We start from the raw sequence: 21,238 nt of genomic DNA, 5'->3' as shown, positions 1-21,238 counted from the left end.
ATTCTCCAGAAATTATCGCTTTGACGGTGAGTTACGCCCGTTAGCGCTAAAGGGCAACATCGGTTTCGGCGGCAAAGCGCTTCAACACTTCCCGTATGTTGCTGTCATCGTGTCCCGGCTCCAGTCGCGGCAGCAACCTGGCGGACAGGCGACCGGCATCAAGGGTCCGAAGCATGGCTTTCACCGGCCCAAGAGACGCGGGCGACATGGAAAGGTCCCTGAAGCCCAGGCCTATCAACGCCATACCTTCAAGTGGACGGCCTGCAAGCTCTCCGCAAAGGGTCACGGGCACATGAGCCTTATTTGCGGCATCCACGATGGATTTCAAGGCCCGGAGGAAGCCGACACCCAATGTGTCGAACCTGTCGGCAACACGCGTGTTGCCCCGGTCGACGGCGCAGAAGAACTGGAACAGATCGTTGGAACCGACAGACACGAAGTCGACATGGCTCATTAGCTCTTCCAGTTGGAACAGCAGCGAAGGCACTTCCACCATCACGCCCAGACGGATGTTTTCCGGCGTGGCGTGACCGTGGCGGCGCAGGTGTTTGACTTCCTTGTCCACCAGCGATTTGGCCTGCAGGAATTCATCGACCACGGCAACCATCGGGAACATCAGTTTCAGGTCCCGGCCGGCGGCCGCATGCAGCAAAGCCCGGATCTGGGTTCTGAGCAGGCCCGGCCGATCAAGGCCGAGGCGCAGTGCGCGCCAGCCCATCGCCGGGTTTTCCTCCTGGATCGAGCGCAGGTACGGCAGCACCTTGTCACCACCGATATCGAGCGACCGGAACGTAACCGGCCGGCCCGCAGCCGCATCGAGAACCTGGCTGTACTGGGACTGCTGCTCCCGCATGCGCGGGAACGAAGACGCCACCATGAACTGCAGTTCGGTGCGGAACAGGCCTACCCCGGCCGCGCCAGCCTCATCCAGGTGCGGCAGGTCGACCAGAAGACCCGCATTCATCTGAAGCGAGATGTCGACACCGTCCCGCGTGACGGACGGCTTGTTGCGCAGGCGCCGGTACTGGGCCTGTCGCCGCGCACGGAAGCGGACTTTTTCCGCATAGGCGTTTTCCAGATCGGCGGCCGGGCGCAAGTGCACTTCGCCGGTGTCGCCATCCACGATGATCGCGTCGCCGCCATCGGCCAGGCTGACGATATCATCCACGAGTCCGACCGTCGGGATGCCGAGTGCCCTGGCAACAATGGTCACGTGGCTTGTCGGGCCGCCTTCTTCCAGCACCAGGCCGCGAATGCGGTCGCGGCCGTAGTCCAGCAGTTCTGCAGCCCCCATGTTGCGGCCAACGACGATCGCATCCTGGGGCAGTTCATCCAGGCCCGGGCCGTGTTCGCGGCCCATGAGTTCGCGGATAAGCCTGTGGGCAAGGTCGTCGAGGTCGTGCAGGCGCTCACGCAGATACGGATCGGTCTGGCGCAGCATTCGGGCGCGCGTGTCGCTCTGGACCTTTTCGACGGCAGCCTCGGCGGTCAGGCCGTTGCGGATCGCTTCCTCAATCTTCCGGATCCAGCCGCGGTCGTAAGCGAACATGCGGTAGGCTTCCAGCACCTCGCGGTGCTCGCCGATGGCCGCGATTTCTCCGCTGGCCAGCAGATCGTCGATCGAAAGACGCAGCCGGTTGATGGCAGCTTCCAGACGCCCCTTTTCCCGGTCCGTATCTTCCGCGATCAGGTTCGTGACGACGACACGCGGTTCATGCAGAACCACATGACCGAGGCCGACACCTTCGGCAAGGCCAACACCGTTGGAGGTGATCGGCCGGGAAAGATCCAGACCGGTGGCTTTCTGGGAAATGGCTTCCAGTTCGCCGGCGGCCACCATTTCGGCGATCACCATGGCCGTCGTCTGAAGCGCTTCGACTTCGTCTTCCAGATAGGTCCGGTGAGACTTGTTCTGGACGACAAGAACGCCAAGCGTGCGGCCGGCTCTCAGGATCGGCACACCGAGGAAGGAATTATAGGCCTCTTCACCCGTTTCCGGCAGATAGGCAAAGCCCGGGTGGGCACTGGCGTTGGGCAGGTTCAGCGGCCGGGCTTCGGCCGCGATCAGGCCGACAAGACCCTGGCCGACGCGCAGCGAGGCATTGTGGACCGCTTCGCTCTTCAGACCTTCGGTCGCATAGAGTTCGAGAACACCATCGGCGCGCAGGATATAAACGGAACAGACTTCCGCGACGACGTTCGAGGCGATCAACACCACGATCTTGTCGAGTCGCTCCTGCGCCGTGATCGGCTCCGCCATGACTTCGCGAAGCCGGCGGAGCAGAAGGCGCGGTCCGGCTAGGTTGCTGCGCATAGCGCCCCCGTTGATCCCGCTTCAAACAGGCCCCTTTTCTACAGGGGCCTGCCTCCCGGATGAACTATCCGTCCAACCCGTATAGCGAATGCAGAGTCCGCACCGCAAGTTCTGCATATGCTGAATCAATAAGCACAGAGATCTTGATCTCGGATGTGGTGATGGCCCGGATGTTGATACCCTTGGACGCGAGGCCGCGGAAACACTGGGCCGCGATGCCTGCATGCGAGCGCATGCCGATGCCGATGACGGAGACTTTCACCACGTCACGGGCGCCCTCAAGGTTCTGGAAACCGATGACGCCGCGATTGTCTTCCAGCACCTTGTTGGCGCGTTCGAAATCGCCTTCGGGAACCGTGAAGGTAATGTCGGTGGTCTTGCCATCCGGCGAAATGTTCTGGACGATCATGTCGACGTTGATGTTGGCATCCGCCAGCGGACCGAACACGGATTCGGCGACACCCGGCTTGTCGGCAACGTCACGAAGAGAGATCTGGGCTTCGTCCTTGGCATAGGCGATGCCGGTGACAACCTGCTGTTCCACGAGTTCATCCTCGTCGCAAATAAGAGTTCCAATCGGAAGGCCGTTCTCGCCGACCTGGGGCGCATCCGGATCGTCAAAGCTGGAGCGCACGAATGTTCTGACGCCATGGACCATGGCCATTTCCACGGAGCGCACCTGGAGCACCTTGGCGCCGAGCGAGGCCATTTCGAGCATTTCCTCGAAAGACACCCGGTCAAGACGCTGCGCCTTGGGTACGATGCGCGGATCGGTGGTGTAGACGCCGTCGACATCGGTATAGATATCACAGCGGTCGGCCTTGATGGCCGCGGCGATGGCAACGGCGCTGGTGTCGGACCCGCCGCGACCCAGGGTCGCGATCCGGTTGTCCGGCGCCACACCCTGGAAGCCCGCGAGCACAGCCACCTGGCCCTGCTCGAGACGCTCGCTCAGGAAGCCGCCCTCGATGTCGCGGATGCGGGCCGCACCGTGGTTCTCGTCGGTCTTGATCGGCACCTGCCAGCCTTGCCACGACCGGGCGTTGACGCCCATGTCCTGCAGCACGATGGCCAGGAGACCGGACGTCACCTGCTCGCCGGAAGCAACCACGGCATCATATTCGCGGGCATCGTGGAGCGGTGATGCCTCACGGCAAAACTCCACCAGCTTGTTGGTCTGTCCGGCCATGGCCGAAACTACCACCGCGACCTGATGGCCGGCGTCCACTTCCCGTTTGACATGGCGGGCGACGTTACGGATGCGATCGAGATCGGCAACCGAAGTCCCGCCAAATTTTAAAACCAGTCGGGCCATACCACTCGTATTCTTTATAGTCGTGTCTGGAAGCGCTGTTGCGCCTCTGGGATCGGCGCACATGCATACAGGCTGCGTTCCTTTGCTGCAACTGGGTGTCTTGACAAATAGTCTCAGACCTTGGAACGACTTCGAACCGTTGAATGACCAGGCGAAGCGCCAAGCCGCTTCAAGCTCTTGAAAGGACCGTCCGATGACTGGCAGGGCTCAGGAAACCAGAAGCACGATCGACAGCGAGGAAGTCGCGCGCTTTTCCGCCATGGCAGAAGAGTGGTGGGACCCGACGGGCAAGTTCAAGCCCTTGCACAAGTTCAGCCCGGTGCGGCTGGGCTACATCAAGGAACATGTCTGCCGGCATTTCGGCCGCGATCCGAAGACCACGGACGCGTTCAAGGGGCTGCGCTGCCTCGATATCGGCTGTGGCGGCGGCCTGTTGAGCGAACCGATGGCACGTCTCGGTGCCGATATGGTCGGCGCGGACCCGTCCGAAACCAACATCGAGATCGCCCGCCTTCACATGAAGACCTCCGGCCTTGAAATCGACTACAGGGCAGAAACAGCGGAAGCATTGGCAGCGGCGGGGGAGACCTTCGACGTTGTGTTCAACATGGAAGTGGTCGAGCACGTCGCCGACGTACCTCTGTTCTTGGAGGCCACCGCGCAAATGGTCCGTCCGGGTGGGCTGATGTTCGTCGCGACCATCAATCGCACGCTGAAAGCCTATGCACTTGCCATCGTCGGCGCCGAATACGTCCTGCGCTGGTTGCCGAAGGGCACACATTCCTACGAAAAGCTGGTCCGCCCTTCCGAGATCGAAGGCCCGCTTCAGACCGCCGGGCTCACCATGATCGACCGTTGCGGCGTCACCTACAACCCGCTGACAGACACCTGGGCCAGATCGCGCGATATGGACGTGAACTACATGCTGCTGGCGGAACGGGCGAAAGACAGCTGATGAGCGATCCGATCCTGTTCGTACCGGGCCTTCTGTGCACTGAAGCGCTCTACGCCCCGCAGATAGTTGCCTTTGCCGACCGACCGATCATGGTGGCAAACCACCGCGAACACGACAGCATCAAGGCGATCGCCGCCAGCATCCTGGAAAAAGCACCAGAGCGGTTTTCCCTTATCGCCTTGTCCATGGGCGGCTATGTCGCCATGGAAATCATGCGTGAAGCGCCGGAGCGCGTCGGCAAACTTGCCCTTCTGGACACCAACTCCCGGCCGGATACGCCCGATCAGTCGGAGCGCCGGCAGTTCCTCATCGACCTGACCCGCAAGAAGGGCTTTTCCAAGGTTCCCCACCTCCTTTACCCCGGGTTCGTTCATGAAAAGCGCGAGGAAGACGAAGAGCTGAAGGCAATCGTCGTCGAGATGGCGCAGGAAACCGGGCCCGAGGCCTTCATCCGCCAGCAGACCGCGCTTATCAACCGCATCGATTCCCGCCCCCGTCTCGGCGAGATCACCTGCCAGACGCTTGTGCTGGTCGGTGATGGCGACCGGCTCACACCGGTTGAAATCTCGCAGGAAATCCACGACCACATTCCCCAAAGCGAATTGGCGGTGATCCAAGGCAGCGGCCACCTGTCGCCTCTCGAAGCCCCTGAAAAGGTAACAGCGACACTGCGCGATTTTCTCAATCGCCCTTAACCCCGCAAATCGGCTGCACAAACCTGCGGCACAAATGCCTTTTACGTAAGAATCGGGATGCGATTTGATCCGTGTCAAAGCTTGGCCTTGATGCAAAGGTACAGTTACGTCACCTTTGGAGCGGGGCCCTGCGCTGCCAATGACAGAATGCGCAGGTCCGGGGACGGCAAGCCGGCGAAGAACGCCATGGCCAGCCGCAGGATGTCACACGAACAACCGGAGGATCTTTCATGCCGACGAAAAGCAATACAGGTGCCTTCGACTTCAGCGCCATGATGGCCGAATGGCCCAAGCTGCCGGAATGGCCGGCACCAACCGAATGGCCAATGCCTGCCTTTTCCAACTGGGCGTTTGCCGAGCGCGAAGACCGAATTGAAGCCAAGGCCATCGCAAGTTTCCAGAAAGTGGGCAAGACCATGTGGTCCCATGCCGAAAAGGCGTTTGATGACCACATGAATTTCGTCAGCCACCGGCTGCACCAGGACATGGAATGCGCCAAGTCCCTCAGCCAGTGCGCCGCGCCGGAAGAAACCATGGCAACCCTGCAGGACTTCTATTCCAGAATGGCGAGCGAATATCAGGACCATTTCGAAAAGCAGGCAGCCCTCTTCCGCGACAGCTTTTCAGAAAGCGCCGCCGTGGTTGAAGAACTCAATGAAACGGCGATGGAAAGCGTCAACGAGATGAGCAAGGCTGCAGAAGAAAGCCTGGAAGAAACCAAGGCTGCGCTGAAACCGGCGCAGGCGCGGCGCAAGCCGGCTTCAGCGAAACCCTGACATCCTCGCCAGACCGGCCCTACACCGTTTAACCTGCTTCATCCGCCCGGGCTGAAGCAGGTTTTCGTTTTGGTTGTCACGGAAAATTCCAGTCGCCTGGCTCCACCGGCACCCGGTGAAGCCGCGGCGAAACTGCACAATTCGGAAGCCAGGAAGACGCCTGCGTCCCAAACAGATCAGCAAAGCGCGCTCTGAAGGGCCCGCTTACGCCCGTTTGAGCAGCGTCCGGGCCGTTTCCACGGCAATCTGCAACCGCTTGGGGTTGGACGGCTTCGGAATGACTTCAGCCCCTCCGTAGCGATTCTTCAGGTCCACCTTGTCCGTATTACCGGTATGAAAGATGATCGGCACTTGCTGAGCATGCAGCGTGTCGGCCAGCGGATAGACAACGCCATCGGCCAGATCGACATCCAGAAGTGCCAACTCTGGCGGCTCGGAAGACACGCAGGAACGTGCCTCGGCAACGGTCGCGAATGGCCCGACAACCTGCAAGCCCATGCCAGACAGGATATCTTCCAGCATCCAGGCGATCAGCGGCTCATCTTCCGCCACCATTACACGTATCCTATCGGGCATGTTCATCTCAGTCATCGACATCGGGAACCTCGGCACAGCATCATGATTATAAATGTTTGTTTCAATATTCAACACCGACAACCCGAAAAAGTTCCCAAGTCGATGTAAATTTTAAATATCCAAAATAATTAACAATGATTAACACTACGTAAGAAATTTCTTGGAACAATCCCACTACATAAACGCAATATATCTTCTTTTACGTGATCTTCATCTGAGACTACCGAAAGAGAAACGCCTCTTTCCCGGCAAACTAAACTTCCAGCGAAACGGCTGAGAAATCGCAACAGCAGGGAAGTTGCAGAGGCCGGCAACCCGGGCGCGAAGCTCCCGCCCCTTTCTTGGGTACGCTCCGAACTTCACGCTGAAAGCCGCCTGAACTCAGTTCTTGTCGTCAGGCAGTTCAGGAAGTGCGAACACCTGAATGCCCTCGTCAAGCAATGCCTCGACATCCTTGGGCGTTGTCTCGCCATAGATACTGCGTTCTTCAGCTTCGCCATAGTGGATCTTGCGGGCTTCCGCCGCAAAATTCTGACCGACGTTTTCCGAACTTTCGACGATACGCGCACGCACCAGCCGAAGAGCTTCGAGGATTTCCTTCTGCTGCACATCCTGAGGCAACAGGGCGGACGGGCGCATTTCGGTCGAGGCAGCTGCCGTCGGCGCATCGGCCTTGTTGGCAGCGGCTGCGGCTACCGACTGCATTTCCGCCTGCGCGGCACCGACAAGCGCCTCCCGCTTGCGTGCGGTCGAAACTGCCGGCGCCATCAAACCTTTCTGAACGCTGGTTGCTCCGCAGATCGGGCAGACAACCAGCTTTCGCGCACACTGCGCGTCGAAATCATCGGAATTGCGGAACCAGCCTTCGAAGGAATGTGCACTGTCGCAAACGAGCGTGTATTTGATCACGCCGAAATCTCCTTCAGACCATCCGCGTGACAGCAGACGAAATCCCGCTCGTTGGCGATCGCAGGGATGCGAGCCCGCGCATCGGCAACCTTCTGGGTGTCGATCTCGGCGAGAACGTAGCCGGGATCATCATTGTCTATCTCGGCGATCACGGCACCCCAGGGGTCGACAATCAGGCTGTGACCATAGGTTTCACGCCCGTCTTCATGCGTACCGCCCTGTGCGGCCGAAATCACGTAGGCACCGTTTTCAATGGCGCGGGACCGCTGCAGTACGTGCCAATGCGCCTGCCCGGTCTGGCGGGTAAAGGCTGCCGGCCCCGTCAGAACCTGTGCACCCTGACGAGCCTGGGTCCGGAAAATCGCCGGAAATCTTATATCGTAACAGACAGCCATGCCGACCTTGGCAAAGGGCAGATCCGCGATGACCGTCTGTGTTCCAGGTTCATAGGTTGCGGACTCGCGCCAGCTTTCGCCATTTGGCAGGTCCACGTCGAACATGTGGATCTTGTCGTAGGTCGCAAGGATCTTGCCGTCAGGCCCGATCAGAAAAGCACGGTTGGCGACCTTGCCGTTGCCGGCAAGCACGGCCAGCGACCCCAGATGCAGATGGATGCCAAGCTCGGCTGCAAGCGCACTTGCTCTTTTCAGGAACAGGTCGTCTTCGGCATCGGAAATCCGCTCCAGCAGTTCTTCGCGGCTGCGCACCAGAACATTGGACATTTCAGGCGTTTGAACGAATTGCGCGCCATCCTTTGCCGCTGTCCGGATCAGGCTTTCCGCAGCATCGGCGTTGTCCGAAATCGTCTTGCCGCTGCGCAGCTGAATGCATGCTGCCGTGAATGAGGTCATCCGACCGCTGTCTCCGTCCTGATAGGTAAGGTTGTTCGTTCAGTAAATCAGGACGCGAGCAATGCGTCCAGTTTACCTGCACGTTCCAGATCGTGAAGATCGTCGCAGCCGCCCACATGGGTTTTGCCGACGAAGACCTGCGGGAACGTTGAATGACCATTGGCCTTATGCACCATTTCCTTGCGCAGGCCTGGATCGAACGTGGCATCGTGTTCCGTGTAGGCAACGCCTTTCTTGTCCAGCAGCCGCTTGGCCGCCGTGCAGAAGCCGCAGAGCTGGCGCGTATAGATCACCACTTCAGCCATCAGGTCTTTTCCTTGCTTTTTGGCAGCTGCACGCTTTTTCCCGCACCGCCGCACACCAAATCCGGGCGTTATATGCGAGCGCGCGGCGAAAACTCAAGAGGAAGACCGTCGGGATCAGGTCGAGTTGCCCGAGCGCAAAGCAGGGTCGACTTGCGCAAATGTGAGCACGTCGACGGAAGCTGCCCCTGAAGAAAGCAGGCATTTACAGCAGGCCGACACCGTTGAGCCGGTCGTCAGCACATCATCGATCAACACAACGTGACGCCCCTGAACCAGATCGGCCCGGCCACCATCGACCTTGAAAGCCGAGCGGACATTCTTGTGGCGGTCCTTGGCTGACAGGCCAACTTGCCGGCGCGTACGCTTTTGCCGCCTGAGGACCTGCGGTTCGAACTGACCACCGCATTCGCGGGCAACTTCCTTCGCCAGATCTGCCGCCTGGTTGAACCGGCGCTGCAGCAGTCGCATCCAGTGCAGCGGCACCGGCACCAGCAAGCTGTCCCTGCTCAGAAGTTCTTTGCCGGAACGCGCCATCCAGCGTGCCATCGGACGGGCAAGTTCCCGCCGCCCGGAAAACTTCAGCGCATGCACCATCTGCCGGGCGGGACCATCATAAAAGGCGACCGCCCGCAACCTGTCGAACACAGGCGGTGAGGCGATCGCCTGCGGGCTCCAGGCACCGTCGCCGACATCATAGGAGAAAGGAATACCGAGCCGCTGACACCAGGGCCGCTCCAGGAACGGCATCCGGGACCAGCATTCCGCGCACAATCCCGTCTGCTCGGACACCCGTGCATCGCAGCTGAAGCAGCGCTGCGGCAGCACGAAATCGAGCGCAAATCGCGCCGCGACTTCCGGCAGGCCGGCAATGTTCATCGCAAGGCTTCGCAAAACCGCTCCCCAATGGCACCCGACAGGAATAATTCTTCAAACTGAGGAATACCTTGGCACTGAAAACACAAATCTGGCCAGCCCAAACAAGCAGGAACCGGCCTGAACTTTCTGGAAGCCTGCTCCGCAAGCCGCCTGGCGCGACCCTTGCGCCTTTGACCTTGGCGGGCGGATACCATATGTGACCGCGATAAGTTCGATGACAACCGGGATTGCCGTGACCGCACAACCAGATCTCTTCGACCGCTCCTTCTTCCGCACCTGCCGCCTGCGGGCGCTGATGGCTGCCAAACCGGGCGCGGACTTTCTGCTGAAAGCCGTCAGCGAAGATCTGCAGGACCGCCTGCTGCTGGTCAATCGGCGGTTTCCGGTTGCTGTCGATCTCGGTGGGCACTGCGCTCACGTGAGCGAAGCAATCCGGCAGTCCGGCAAGGCTGACCTCGTGTTGCGCGCAGATCTGTTTGCTGCCGACCCGAGCCTTGCTGCACCCGACCTTGTCTTCGATGACGCCCTGATCCCCTTTGGCGACCAGTCGGTGGATCTGTTCGTCTCCGCTCTCAACCTCCAATTCGTCAACGACCTGCCGGGCACTCTGGTACAGCTCCGCCGCGCCTTGAAACCGGACGGCCTTTTTCTGGCAACCTTGCCCGGAGCTGGCACCTTGAGCGAACTGCGCGACAGCCTCACGCGGGCTGAGCTGGAAGTAAAAGGCGGTGCAGCTGCAAGGGTGTTGCCGTTTGCCGACACCCGCGACCTCGGCAGCCTGCTTCAAAGGGCAGGCTTTGCGCTGCCGGTGACGGATCTGGATAGTCTGACGGTGCGCTATGATACGATGTTCGCACTGCTGGCGGATCTCAGGGCCATGGGTGCAACATCCGTGTTGAAAGACCGCAGCAGAAAGCCGCTGTCTCGACAGGTACTGCTGCGTGCGGCCGAACTTTACGCGCAGAACCACGCCGATGCGGACGGCAGGATCCGGGCGACATTTTCACTGGTAACCCTGTCGGGCTGGGCGCCGCATGAAAGCCAGCAGAAACCGTTGCGCCCCGGCTCGGCCAAGACACGGCTCGCAGACGCGCTTGGCGTTCAGGAACGGAAAATAGGCGACTAGAGGTAGCCGACGGCCCGGATCAGCTGGAACCGAGCACACCTTGCAGAGCAGTCGAAATTGTTCCGAAGATATCGGTGCGCATGGCAGTACCGATAGCGGTCATGGCGACCAGCACGACAATGCTGATGAAACCGACAATCAGGCCGTATTCGATCATGGTCGCGCCGTGCTCGTCATCTCCGAAAGCTCTTCCCCGGCGAAAGGCCTGCAACATGCGGTCTGCGACGGTTTGAAATCGAAACGGCATGTGCCCCCCGGGGGTTTGAACAAACGGGCTTAGACGGCATCCAGGAGATGGGGTATCAGAGGTTCATCAGCGGCAGGCATCGGATGATCCCTCAGCCTGACAGCCCGCACCCATTTCAACGCCTGGCCTTCCTTGCCGAGTGGAGTTCCATTCCACCTGCGGCAAATGAACAATGGCATAAGTAGGTGAAAATCTTCGTAAGAGTGGCTGGCAAAAGTAAGTGGCGCCAGACACGCTTCGTTAACTTCAATGCCGAGCTCTTCCTCCAGCTCGCGTATCAGCGACTCCTCGGGTCGCTCGCCTTGCTCGACCTTGCCGCCGGGGAATTCCCACAGTCCGGCCATGGATTTGCCTTCGGGCCGTTGCGCCAGAAGAATGCGGCCATCCGCATCCACAAGGGCGCAAGCGGCGACGAGCACGATCTTGGTCATTGGCAGATTGTCCAATCCTGAAACGCTGAATTAACGCGCGGTTAAGCACGTTTGCGGGCAGTACCGTCAGAACTGCTAGGGATACTCAGCTCCGGTAGTCGCCATTAATGGCGACATATTCCTTGGTGAGATCACAGGTCCAGACCGCCGCCTGGCCACTGCCAAGACCGAGATCGACCCGGATGACAATGTCTTCCTGCTCCATGACGGCAGAAGCCGCCGCTTCGCTGTAGTCTGGATCGCGCTCACCCTCCACGGCCACCCGCACATCGCCGAACCAGATGGCCAGCTTGTCGCGGTCGGCCGTCTCACCAGCCTTGCCGACGGCCATGACGACGCGGCCCCAATTAGCGTCTTCGCCGGCGATTGCCGTCTTGACCAGCGGCGAATTGGCAATCGACAGCGCGATCCGCTTTGCGGACCCGTCGCTTTCGGCACCTTCAACCCGCACTTCCACGAATTTGCGTGCGCCTTCGCCGTCGCGGACGATCTGATGGGAAAGGTCCAGCATGACGTCGCCAAGAGCAGCCCTCAGCACATCGACGCGCGGATCATCGAGCGAAGCAACGCTCTCCACGCCCTTTTTGCCGGCTGCACCGGTCGCGAACAGAAGAACCGTATCGGAGGTGGACGTATCGCTGTCGACGGTCACCGCGTTAAAGCTGCCGTCGACTTCACCGCTGAGCAGAGCCTGGAGAACTGACGGCGCGATCGGAGCGTCGGTATAGATGAACGACAGCATGGTGGCCATGTCCGGCGCAATCATCCCTGCGCCCTTGGCAATGCCGTTGATCGTCACGGTAACACCATCCAGTTCAACGCTTGCAGTGGAGACCTTCGGATAGGTGTCAGTGGTCATGATCGCCTTGGCGGCATCCAGCCAGCTCGCGCTGCCCTGGTTGGCCTTCAATTCTCCGATGACACCGGAAAACTTGTCCGCCGGAAGCGGTTCGCCGATCACGCCGGTTGATGCCAGGAAGATTTCACCTTCGCTGCAGCCAAGCTCCCTGGAGACGATTTCGGCAGACAGTTCAACAGCTGCCTTGCCCTTCTTGCCGGTAAAGGCATTGGCATTGCCGGAATTGACCAGGAGCGCGCGGGCCTTGCCGCCACCGACCCGAGCCTTACACCAGTCAACCGGCGCGGAAGAACACTTGGAACGGGTGAAGACCCCTGCGACGGCCGTTCCCTCGGCAACCGTTGCCAGCAGGACGTCGGTCCGGCCCTTGTACTTGATCCCGGCAGAGGCGGTCGCGAACTGAACACCCTCGATCTCCGGCATCTCGGGATAGGACTTGGGTGCAAGGGGAGATACGGTGGTCGACATCAAGGCGGTCCCGGTCAGATGATACAAAGTTCCGGATCAACGGGCGCTCAATCGAGATCGTTTGACCGTCCGGACATTGATCCATTCAAATGCGTGCGAGCACCTTGTCAGCGCTCGCCTGAACACTGGATGCTCTTGCCGTAAGCATGGGACAAAGGCAAGCCTTTTCAAGCCTTTTCGGGCGTGGTGCACAAAGGCTGCAAAAAAGCCCGGCAGTCTGACTGCCGGGCTTTCTGGTTTCAGGCAGCGTTTGCCTTATTCGGTCTTGGCCGCGCCGTCTTCGGCAGCAGCACCTTCTTCTTCGGACTTGGCCAGGGCTTCATCGAGGATTTCGACTGCAACCTGATCCTTCAGCTCGGCCATGCGGGCGTCATAGCGCTCGCGCATCAGCTGCTGGCGCAGACCGTTTGCGACTTCCTCGAACGCCGGCTTTTCCTGACGACGCTTGTCTTCAAGCTTGATCACGTGCCAGCCGAACTGGGTTTCGACAGGCTCCTTGGTATAGGTGCCCGGCTCCAGCGCAAAAGCCGCAGCCTCGAACGGCGGAACCATCTGACCCTTGACGAAGTAGCCCAGGCTGCCGCCATTGGGACCGGACGGACCAGTAGATTTTTCGCGAGCCAGTTCAGCGAAGTCCGCGCCACCGTCCAGTTCGGCAATAAGGGCTTCAGCTTCAGCCTTTTCCTTCACCAGGATGTGACGGGCGTTGATTTCTTCCGGACCTTCGAAGTCGGCGAATTCCTTGTCGTATGCCGCCTGCACCTCTTCGTCGGTTACGGCACCGTCGATTTTCTGGGCAAGGTAAGCATTCCGCAAGGCACGCAGTTTCAGGAAGTCGAGCTGGCGCTCGAAGTCCGGATCCTTGTCCAGGCCATCTTCACGAGCGGCATGCGCCATCAGTTCCATGTCGACCATGACGTCCAGAAGAAGCTTGCGCCACTGTGCCGGCGGGAACCGCTGCAATTCCTTGCCAAGGTCCTGCGCAGCAAAGGCGAGATCGGCTTCAGTGATTTCCGTGTCGCCAACTTTCGCGACCACATCGTCCGGTTCTGCAGCGGACAGAACGGTGGATCCGAGCGACAGCGCCAGGAGAGAAACGGCAAGCGCCTGAGCCGGCCTGCGCATCGAAATTCGGAACATGAGTAGTCCTTTACGTATCGGAACAGTAATCTTTCTTTCCCCTGTCTTGCAGGGGCGTGGCTACATTGCGCATTCCTGCGGCGTTGACAAGCATTCAGCCCCCTCTTATCTGTCGGGCGTCCTGGCCGTAGCGCCGGGAAGGCATCTTTTCGGCCGCGAATGCCGGCCAGCGCTCTGCGCCAGGCGGCAACGTGGACAGCAATTGAGACGATTTCATGGGCAGGCGCCTCTTTGCCAGTTGGCGCCGCCCGGTAGGGAAGGACCGCCACATGGCTGGCCTTGGCGCTTTAGCACGTAAGATTTTCGGTTCGGCGAACGACCGGAAGGTGAAGACATTTCGGGCAAAGGTCGAACAGATCAACGCCCTGGAGTCTGAGATCCAGGCTCTTTCGGACGACGCTCTCAGAGCCAAGACCGACGAGTTCCGAAACCAGCTGAAAAACGGCGCAAGCGTCGATGACCTCTTGGTTCCCGCGTTCGCCACCGTCCGCGAAGCCGCCCGCAGGGCACTTGGTCAGCGACACTACGACGTGCAGCTCATCGGCGGCATGGTCCTCAATTCCGGACAGATCGCAGAAATGCGCACCGGTGAGGGCAAGACACTTGTGGCAACCGCCCCGGTCTATCTCAACGCCCTGACCGGAAACGGCGTTCACGTTGTTACCGTCAACGACTACCTGGCACAGCGCGACAGCGACTGGATGGGTCAGGTCTACAAATTCCTCGGCCTCAGCGTCGGCTGTATTACTCACGGGCTGAGCGACGAGGAACGCCGGGCAGCCTACGCCGCTGACGTCACCTACGGCACGAACAACGAATTCGGCTTCGATTATCTCCGCGACAACATGAAGCATGACCGCCAGTCCATGGTTCAGCGCGGACATGCCTATGCCATCGTCGATGAAGTGGATTCGATCCTGATCGACGAAGCCCGTACGCCTCTGATCATTTCCGGTCCGCTGGAAGATCGCTCCGAGTTCTACAATTCGGTCGACGCCTTCATTCCGCATCTGACTGAAGAAGATTACGAGCTCGACGAAAAACAGCGTTCGACCACCTTCACCGAAGCCGGTAACGAGAAGCTGGAAAAGCTGCTCGGCGAAGCCGGCCTGCTGAAAGGCGATTCGCTCTATGACGTCGAGAACGTCGCCATCGTGCACCATCTGCAGCAGGCGCTGAAGGCGCACAAGCTGTTCCAGCGCGACAAGGATTACATCGTCCGCAACGACGAAGTGGTCATCATCGACGAGTTCACCGGCCGCATGATGCCGGGCCGCCGTTTCTCCGAAGGCCTGCATCAGGCGCTGGAAGCCCGCGAGAAAGTGCGCATCCAGCCGGAAAACCAGACGCTGGCCTCCATCACGTTCCAGAACTATTTCCGCATGTACGGCAAGCTGGCCGGCATGACCGGTACCGCGTCCACCGAAGCCGACGAATTTGCCGACATCTACAAGCTGGAAGTGGTCGAAATTCCGACCAACGTTTCCGTCAAGCGGATCGATGACGACGACGAGGTCTACCGGACCGTTCAGGAAAAATTCCAGGCCATCGTCAAGCTGATCGACGACTGCAAGCAGCGTGCCCAGCCGATCCTGGTCGGCACCACGTCGATCGAGAAGTCCGAATATCTTGCCGAGATGCTCAAGAAGCATGGCTACAAGCAGATCGATCTCAGCGATCCGGCTGCCTTTGCCGCCGCGCAGAAGAACGAAGGCGGCAAGACCAAGGTCTTCGCGGTCCTCAACGCGCGCTACCACGAGCAGGAAGCTTTCATCGTTGCCCAGGCTGGTCTGCCGGGCGCCGTGACCATTGCCACAAACATGGCCGGCCGCGGTACGGACATTCAGCTCGGCGGCAACGCCGACATGCAGATCGCCATGGAACTGGGCGACATGCCGGAAGGTGAAGAGCGCAGCGCCAGGGAAGCGCAGATCCGCGCCGAAGTCGAGGACATGAAGCAGAAGGCGCTTGCGGCCGGCGGTCTTTATGTCATCGGCACCGAGCGTCACGAGAGCCGCCGCATCGACAACCAGCTGCGTGGCCGTTCCGGCCGCCAGGGCGACCCGGGCCATTCCAAGTTTTTCCTGTCCCTGCAGGATGACCTGATGCGCATCTTCGGGTCCGAGCGCATGGATTCCATGCTGCAGAAACTCGGACTGGAAGAAGGCGAAGCCATCATCCACCCGTGGATCAACAAGGCACTTGAAAAAGCTCAGCAGAAGGTCGAGGCACGCAACTTCGACATCCGCAAGAACCTGCTGAAATTCGATGACGTGATGAATGACCAGCGCAAGGTGGTCTTCGATCAGCGTATCGAGCTGATGGACAGTGAAGCGATCCAGGACGCGGTTTCCGACATGCGTCACGACGTGATCGACGATCTTGTGTCCGCGCACATTCCCGAGCGCGCCTATCCGGAGCAGTGGGATACCGAAGGCCTTCAGGAAGAAGTCCGCAAGTATCTGAACCTGGATCTGCCGATCAAGGATTGGGCGGCCGAGGAAGGCATTGCCGACGAAGAGGTCAAGGACCGCCTGCGCAAGGCGGCCGACGCCGGCATGGCGCAGAAGGTTGCCAAATACAGCCCGGACATCATGCGTCAGGTCGAAAAGGCCGTGCTGCTGCAGACGCTCGACAACCTGTGGCGCGAGCACCTGGCCAATCTCGATCACCTGCGGTCTGTCGTCGGGTTCCGTGGTTACGCCCAGCGCGACCCGCTGCAGGAATACAAGACCGAAGCGTTCACGCTGTTTGAATCCATGCTGACCCAACTGCGCCAGATGACGACCGCGCAGCTGATGCGGGTCGAACTGGTAACGGAACAGGCACCGCAGTTGCCGGCCGAGCCGGAAATGCATGCTCATCACATCAATCCCTTGACCGGGGAAGACGAGATGGCCATGGCGGACGCCCAGCTTCCGGTACCTCCGGCGCAGCGTGACCCGGAAGACCCTGCGACCTGGGGCAAGGTCGGCCGCAACGAGGCCTGCCCTTGCGGCTCCGGCAAGAAGTTCAAGCACTGCCACGGCGTGCTTGTCTGACGGCAATCGGAACAATTGACCATCAAGAAGGCCAGCCTCGTCAAAGGGCTGGCCTTTTTCGTGAAATTCCGGCAGGTTGCCGCCGACTTCAACCGGCTAACGAATGTTCATGCACACCAAAGCGGCTAACACTGTCTATGTCACCCGGCGGGAAAACGCCCGCCCGCAGGCACCGCTGCTCAGCGTCATCGTACCGGTCTTTAACGAAGAGGAAGTCATCCTCCACTTCCTGCGGGCGACCCGGCCGGTGCTCGAGCGAAGTGGCCTTCGTTACGAATATGTTTTCATTGATGACGGCAGCCGGGACAGGACCGCGGACATCCTGTCGGAGGAGCTTGCAAACGGCCTGCCGGGACGGCTTCTTGGCCTTTCCCGCAATTTCGGCAAGGAAGCCGCTCTTTCCGCAGGGCTCGAGGCGGCGAAAGGAGACATCGGCGTCATCATCGATGCTGACCTGCAGGACCCGCCGGAGCTCATTTTGCAGATGCTGGACGGATGGCGCGCGGGCTATGATGTCGTCTACGGCCTCAGGGTCGACCGGTCTTCCGACACGCTCATGAAGCGGTCCACGGCGGGCATGTTCTACAGCCTGTTCAACCGCCTGGCCAATATCGACATGCCCGCGAACGCCGGTGACTTCCGTCTGATCGACCGCTGCGTTATCGATGCATTGCTGCGCCTGCCGGAACGTAATCGCTTCATGAAGGGGTTGTTTGCCTGGGTCGGGTTTCCGGCCATGGCACTGCCCTATGAGCGCCCTCCTCGCCTGGCGGGGGCTGGCAAGTTCAATTACTGGAAGCTCTGGAACTTTGCGCTGGACGGCCTCACGGGCTTCACAACGCTCCCGCTACGGGTCTGGTTCTATGGCGGCGCCCTGATCTCTGTCGGCGCCTTCACCTATGCGCTTTATCTGACGTTACGCGTCCTCATCGAAGGCATCGATCTCCCGGGCTACGCATCGCTGATGGTCGCGCTTCTGTTCTTCTCGGGTGTGCAACTGCTGTCGATCGGCATGATCGGCGAATATGTGGCGCGGCTTTTCAACGAAGCGAAACAGCGGCCGGTCTTCATCGTTCAGGATGTCATCGAAGGCGGCAACACACCTCCATCCGCAAAGCAAACGGACGACGCCGCCAATGGCGCCTGAAATTCGCCACGGCAAGCTGAAGACGGAAACCGCTGCCGCCGGCAAATTCGCCGTGATCGGCGTGCTGGCGACGCTGACCCATGCCATTGTGGCAGGCAGCTTGCTGCAATCTGGAATGCTTCCGGCCTATCCGGCCAATGTCTGCGGCTTCCTGGTCGCCTTCTGTGTCTCTTTCACCGGTCACTATTTCTGGAGCTTCTCGCACCTGCGCCGGAAGGGCACCGCAATCAGAAGCATGGTGCGGTTCCTGGTGATTGCCGTCTCCGGATTCCTGCTGAACACCACCGTTCTGGCCCTGTGGCTGACCCTGACCCCCTGGCCGGATCTCATCGGCCTCCTGTTTTCCATCGCGATCGTGCCAGCCCTTTCCTTTGCCGGAGCCCGGCTCTGGGCCTTCTCGCACCATCCAGCCGAGACCTGACCCTTGATACGTCTGATCGAAAACGCTCCTTCAAGGGCGGCCCTCTACTACGCTGGCGGCCTCTGCCTGCTTTATGCCCTGATACCGGCCCTGACCTTTCCCAACCCGCCACTCGACGTGGTTGAAGGCTTTGCCTGGGGCCGGGAACTTCAGCTCGGCTATACCAAACATCCGCCGATGCAGGCCTGGCTTCTGGAGCTCACCTATCGTCTCACGGGAGGCCTCAGTGGCGGGTACTGGCTGAGCGCGCTTTCGGTTGCCCTTGGCTATCTGTTCATCTGGCGGCTCGCTCGCCGTCTCGGACTTTCCGGCCAGCAGGCCTTCTGGTCTCTCGTGCTGACCAGCGTAACCTTCTACTTCACGCTGCCCCTGCCGGAATTCAACCCGAACATACTGCAGATCCCCATCTGGGCAGGCATGATGCTGCTGTTTCACCGGGCAGTGGACAAAGGTCGCCTGCTCGACTGGGTCCTGCTTGGCGCCCTCGCCGCCTTCGGCCTTTACACGAAATATTTCGTTCTGCTCCTGATCGGTGCAATCGGACTTTACGCGCTGGTCTTCGCCGATGCCCGGCGGCATATCCTGCGCCCGGGCCCCTGGGTGACGATAGCCGTCTGCCTTGCCCTGCTGGTGCCACACGCGGCATGGCTTCTGGAAACGGATTTCCTGACGTTGCGCTACGCCGCCAGCCGCAGCAAACCGGCTGACGGTTTTGTCGACCACCTGTTCAATCCGCTGAACTTCCTGGCAGCTCAGATCGGCAATCACGCCGGCTTGTTCCTTGTGCTTCTGGCCGGTCTTGGCTGGCACGGCCTGAAACAGGTTCGACTGCGCAGGCGCGAAGTTGCCACGCCCCTGGCCACACCTTCCGACCGCTTTCTGCTCTGGTTTGCCGTTCTGCCGCTTGCAGTTGTTCTGATTGCATCAGCCGTTACCGGCAACGAGTTCGAACACATGTGGGGCACGCCCATGTTCGTGCTGTCCGGCATCCTGGCGGTACGGTTTCTGGCACTGCCGCAACTCTGGCCCTTTCCCGCCCGGGCCCTCATTGCCGCCATTGCGATCCAGGCGATTTTCCTGGGCATCCTGTTCGGGCAGGCGGTTCTGGAGCCGCACTGGAAACATAAGCAGACCCGGCTCCACTATCCCGGCAAGGCGATCGCCGAAGACATGGCACGCGTCTGGAAGGAGCACATGGGCACCGATCTCGCCTATGTGGCCGGCGATATGTGGTCGGCAGCCAACGTCACCACACAGGCCGCCAGCCGCCCGTCGATGTTCTATCTGCATGACCGGACCCTCAGCCCCTGGATCGACCCGAAGGATGTCCAGGAAAAAGGTCTGATGATCGTCTGGCGAGGCGACCAGGAAACACCGATTGAGGAAATCCTCCGTTATTATCCGGATGCTGTCCGCGAAGGGTCGCGAACGTTCGCCTACCAGACCTCCGGCAGCATTCCCGACGTCACGGTCAACTGGGTCATCGTCCCGCCTGGCAAGGTGGTTTTCGAACCGGCGAATTAATCGCAAACGCTGGCACAAGCCGTCTGGAAACCGGACGAAAACAACACTAACTTGGCGCCATGATCAGTATGGCGGAAATCGACGGCGTGGAAGACTGGTTGATCGACCAGTCTCTTGGCTCGCCCGATCTGGGGTCGATGTTCGGAGAGATGTGCGAGCGCCTGCGCGCATGCGAGGTTCCTGTGGACCGCGCCATGATCGGCTGGTCAACCCTTCATCCCCTGATCGAGGCGGAAGCCGCCATCTGGGAAAACGGCACTGAAATCCAGCGCGAACAGATTGCCCACAATGCCGAAGAAACAGACGAGTGGCTGCAAAGCCCCGTCCGTGCCGTGCTGGTCAACCAGGAACCCGTCCTGCGACGGCGCCTCACGAATGCCAATGCCCCGCTCGAGTTTCCCTTGCTCGTTCGGCTGAAGGATAGCGGGTACTCCGATTACATCGTCATCGCGACCGAATTCGACCTACCAACCATCAAGGACCAGATTGCTACCTCCGGCATCGTGATCAGCTGGGCAACGCGGGAAACCGACGGCTTTTCCGACGATGCACTGACCGCAATCCGCTACATTCAAAAACGCTTTGCCCTGGCCGCGCGCGCCACCATTCAGGGGCAGATCAATCAGACGATCGCAGAGACGTATCTCGGCAAGATCGCCGGCAACAAGGTGCTCAGCGGCCAAATCCGCCATGGCGACGGCCAGACCGTCGATGCGGTGATCTATTTTAGCGACATGCGCAATTCGACCGCGATTGCGGAACTGCTTGGTCCCGATGCCTACCTTTCGTTTCTGAACACCTATTTCGACGCGACAGCCGGTGCAATTCTGGCAAAAGGCGGCGAAGTGCTCGATTTTATCGGCGATGCCGTTCTGGGCGTCTTCCCCATAGGCACGCAAAGCCTGGACAAGGCGGTCGCACAGGCACTGTCGGCCGCAGATGAAAGCCGGAAGCGTCTGAAAGCGATCAACGCCGACCCGGCGCTGCCACACGTTCTCAAGGCGGGCATCGCCCTGTCCGTCGGCTCCGTCATGTTCGGCAATATTGGCGTCCCGCACCGGCTCACCTTTTCGGTGATCGGCCAGACGGTCCATGCGGCTGCACGGATCGAAAGCCTCACCAAGACCGTCGGCGCCGACGTTCTGATGACCGAAGACGTCGCCCGCTTCGCCAGCGAACGATCAAAACCGGCCGGTTCGTTCGAACTGAACGGCTTCACCGACCCACAGCCCCTGTTTACCCTGGACCGGCTTTTCTGAAAG

General features: G+C 60.1%; 20 protein-coding genes. 9 read left to right on the top strand and 11 right to left on the bottom strand.

All coding sequences use genetic code 11. The features are described from left to right. Positions 1-46: 46 nt before the first annotated feature. Positions 47-2,314 (bottom strand): phosphoenolpyruvate--protein phosphotransferase, encoded by a 2,268-nt coding sequence (ptsP, locus tag Q666_RS41660; RefSeq protein WP_023002989.1) that lies wholly within the window; start codon positions 2,312-2,314, stop codon positions 47-49. A gap of 64 nt (positions 2,315-2,378) precedes the next feature. Beyond that, positions 2,379-3,629, bottom strand: coding sequence for an aspartate kinase (locus Q666_RS41655; protein ID WP_023002988.1), 1,251 nt, complete (start codon positions 3,627-3,629; stop codon positions 2,379-2,381). Positions 3,630-3,822: 193 nt separating this feature from the next. On the opposite strand from Q666_RS41655, the gene ubiG reads away from it, so the two are divergent. The 3 genes from ubiG to Q666_RS41640 all read left to right on the top strand — a co-directional run bounded on the left by ubiG (position 3,823) and on the right by Q666_RS41640 (position 6,055). Next, on the top strand, positions 3,823-4,584 hold the full coding sequence (gene ubiG, locus Q666_RS41650; RefSeq protein WP_023002987.1) for a bifunctional 2-polyprenyl-6-hydroxyphenol methylase/3-demethylubiquinol 3-O-methyltransferase UbiG: 762 nt from the start codon (positions 3,823-3,825) through the stop codon (positions 4,582-4,584). Beyond that, the gene (locus Q666_RS41645) at positions 4,584-5,279 is read left to right on the top strand and encodes an alpha/beta hydrolase (protein ID WP_023002986.1); all 696 of its coding nucleotides are present in this window, start codon (positions 4,584-4,586) and stop codon (positions 5,277-5,279) included. The genes ubiG and Q666_RS41645 overlap by 1 nt, the downstream gene beginning before the upstream one ends. Before the next feature lie 230 nt (positions 5,280-5,509). Then, complete coding sequence (locus Q666_RS41640; protein WP_023002985.1) at positions 5,510-6,055, top strand: hypothetical protein; 546 nt, start codon at positions 5,510-5,512, stop codon at positions 6,053-6,055. A gap of 204 nt (positions 6,056-6,259) precedes the next feature. On the opposite strand, the gene Q666_RS41635 is transcribed toward Q666_RS41640, so the two are convergent. The 5 genes from Q666_RS41635 to Q666_RS41615 form a co-directional block, all read right to left on the bottom strand. Further along, positions 6,260-6,610, bottom strand: coding sequence for a response regulator (locus Q666_RS41635; protein WP_023002984.1), 351 nt, complete (start codon positions 6,608-6,610; stop codon positions 6,260-6,262). A 402-nt stretch (positions 6,611-7,012) separates the two neighbouring features. Beyond that, positions 7,013-7,540, bottom strand: coding sequence for a DUF1178 family protein (locus tag Q666_RS41630; protein ID WP_023002983.1), 528 nt, complete (start codon positions 7,538-7,540; stop codon positions 7,013-7,015). Then, positions 7,537-8,391 (bottom strand): carbon-nitrogen hydrolase family protein, encoded by an 855-nt coding sequence (locus Q666_RS41625; protein WP_023002982.1) that lies wholly within the window; start codon positions 8,389-8,391, stop codon positions 7,537-7,539. Before Q666_RS41625 ends, Q666_RS41630 begins: the two co-directional genes overlap by 4 nt. Before the next feature lie 47 nt (positions 8,392-8,438). Continuing rightward, positions 8,439-8,696, bottom strand: a complete 258-nt coding sequence (grxC, locus tag Q666_RS41620) for a glutaredoxin 3 (protein ID WP_031270254.1) — start codon at positions 8,694-8,696, stop codon at positions 8,439-8,441. A 114-nt stretch (positions 8,697-8,810) separates the two neighbouring features. Then, positions 8,811-9,572 (bottom strand): ComF family protein, encoded by a 762-nt coding sequence (locus Q666_RS41615; protein WP_023002980.1) that lies wholly within the window; start codon positions 9,570-9,572, stop codon positions 8,811-8,813. A gap of 295 nt (positions 9,573-9,867) precedes the next feature. Here Q666_RS41615 and Q666_RS41610 point away from each other — a divergent pair, with 295 nt between their 5' ends. Beyond that, positions 9,868-10,698 carry a methyltransferase domain-containing protein gene (locus Q666_RS41610; protein WP_208993996.1) on the top strand — a complete coding sequence of 277 codons (831 nt, stop codon included), beginning with the start codon at positions 9,868-9,870 and terminating at the stop codon, positions 10,696-10,698. Between the two features lie 19 nt (positions 10,699-10,717). Here Q666_RS41610 and Q666_RS41605 read toward each other — a convergent pair whose 3' ends face one another. From Q666_RS41605 to Q666_RS41590, 4 genes are all read right to left on the bottom strand, one after another. Next, the gene (locus Q666_RS41605) at positions 10,718-10,945 is read right to left on the bottom strand and encodes a Flp family type IVb pilin (RefSeq protein WP_306355458.1); all 228 of its coding nucleotides are present in this window, start codon (positions 10,943-10,945) and stop codon (positions 10,718-10,720) included. Between the two features lie 29 nt (positions 10,946-10,974). After that, complete coding sequence (gene mutT / locus Q666_RS41600; RefSeq protein WP_023002977.1) at positions 10,975-11,376, bottom strand: 8-oxo-dGTP diphosphatase MutT; 402 nt, start codon at positions 11,374-11,376, stop codon at positions 10,975-10,977. An 85-nt stretch (positions 11,377-11,461) separates the two neighbouring features. Beyond that, positions 11,462-12,703: a bifunctional glutamate N-acetyltransferase/amino-acid acetyltransferase ArgJ gene (gene argJ, locus Q666_RS41595; protein ID WP_023002976.1), complete on the bottom strand. Its 1,242-nt coding sequence runs from the start codon at positions 12,701-12,703 to the stop codon at positions 11,462-11,464. A 255-nt stretch (positions 12,704-12,958) separates the two neighbouring features. Then, the gene (locus tag Q666_RS41590; RefSeq protein WP_051990069.1) at positions 12,959-13,843 is read right to left on the bottom strand and encodes a peptidylprolyl isomerase; all 885 of its coding nucleotides are present in this window, start codon (positions 13,841-13,843) and stop codon (positions 12,959-12,961) included. Between the two features lie 269 nt (positions 13,844-14,112). Here Q666_RS41590 and secA point away from each other — a divergent pair, with 269 nt between their 5' ends. From secA to Q666_RS41565, 5 genes are all read left to right on the top strand, one after another. Next, positions 14,113-16,884 carry a preprotein translocase subunit SecA gene (gene secA, locus Q666_RS41585; RefSeq protein ID WP_031270251.1) on the top strand — a complete coding sequence of 924 codons (2,772 nt, stop codon included), beginning with the start codon at positions 14,113-14,115 and terminating at the stop codon, positions 16,882-16,884. Positions 16,885-16,993: 109 nt separating this feature from the next. After that, a complete protein-coding gene (locus tag Q666_RS41580) occupies positions 16,994-18,031 on the top strand; it encodes a glycosyltransferase family 2 protein (protein ID WP_208993448.1) in 1,038 nt (345 codons plus the stop codon). Further along, positions 18,021-18,452, top strand: coding sequence for a GtrA family protein (locus Q666_RS41575; protein ID WP_023002972.1), 432 nt, complete (start codon positions 18,021-18,023; stop codon positions 18,450-18,452). The genes Q666_RS41580 and Q666_RS41575 overlap by 11 nt, the downstream gene beginning before the upstream one ends. Before the next feature lie 3 nt (positions 18,453-18,455). Then, entirely contained in the window at positions 18,456-19,976 is a 1,521-nt protein-coding gene (locus tag Q666_RS41570; protein WP_023002971.1) for a glycosyltransferase family 39 protein, read from the top strand. Positions 19,977-20,044: 68 nt separating this feature from the next. Beyond that, positions 20,045-21,235 carry an adenylate/guanylate cyclase domain-containing protein gene (locus Q666_RS41565; RefSeq protein ID WP_023002970.1) on the top strand — a complete coding sequence of 397 codons (1,191 nt, stop codon included), beginning with the start codon at positions 20,045-20,047 and terminating at the stop codon, positions 21,233-21,235. The last annotated feature ends 3 nt before the right edge of the window (positions 21,236-21,238 follow it).

Source organism: Labrenzia sp. C1B70, assembly GCF_000475395.1.
GTDB classification, from domain to species: Bacteria; Pseudomonadota; Alphaproteobacteria; order Rhizobiales; family Stappiaceae; genus Roseibium; species Roseibium algicola.
This window is presented reverse-complemented; position numbering and strand designations above follow the sequence as displayed.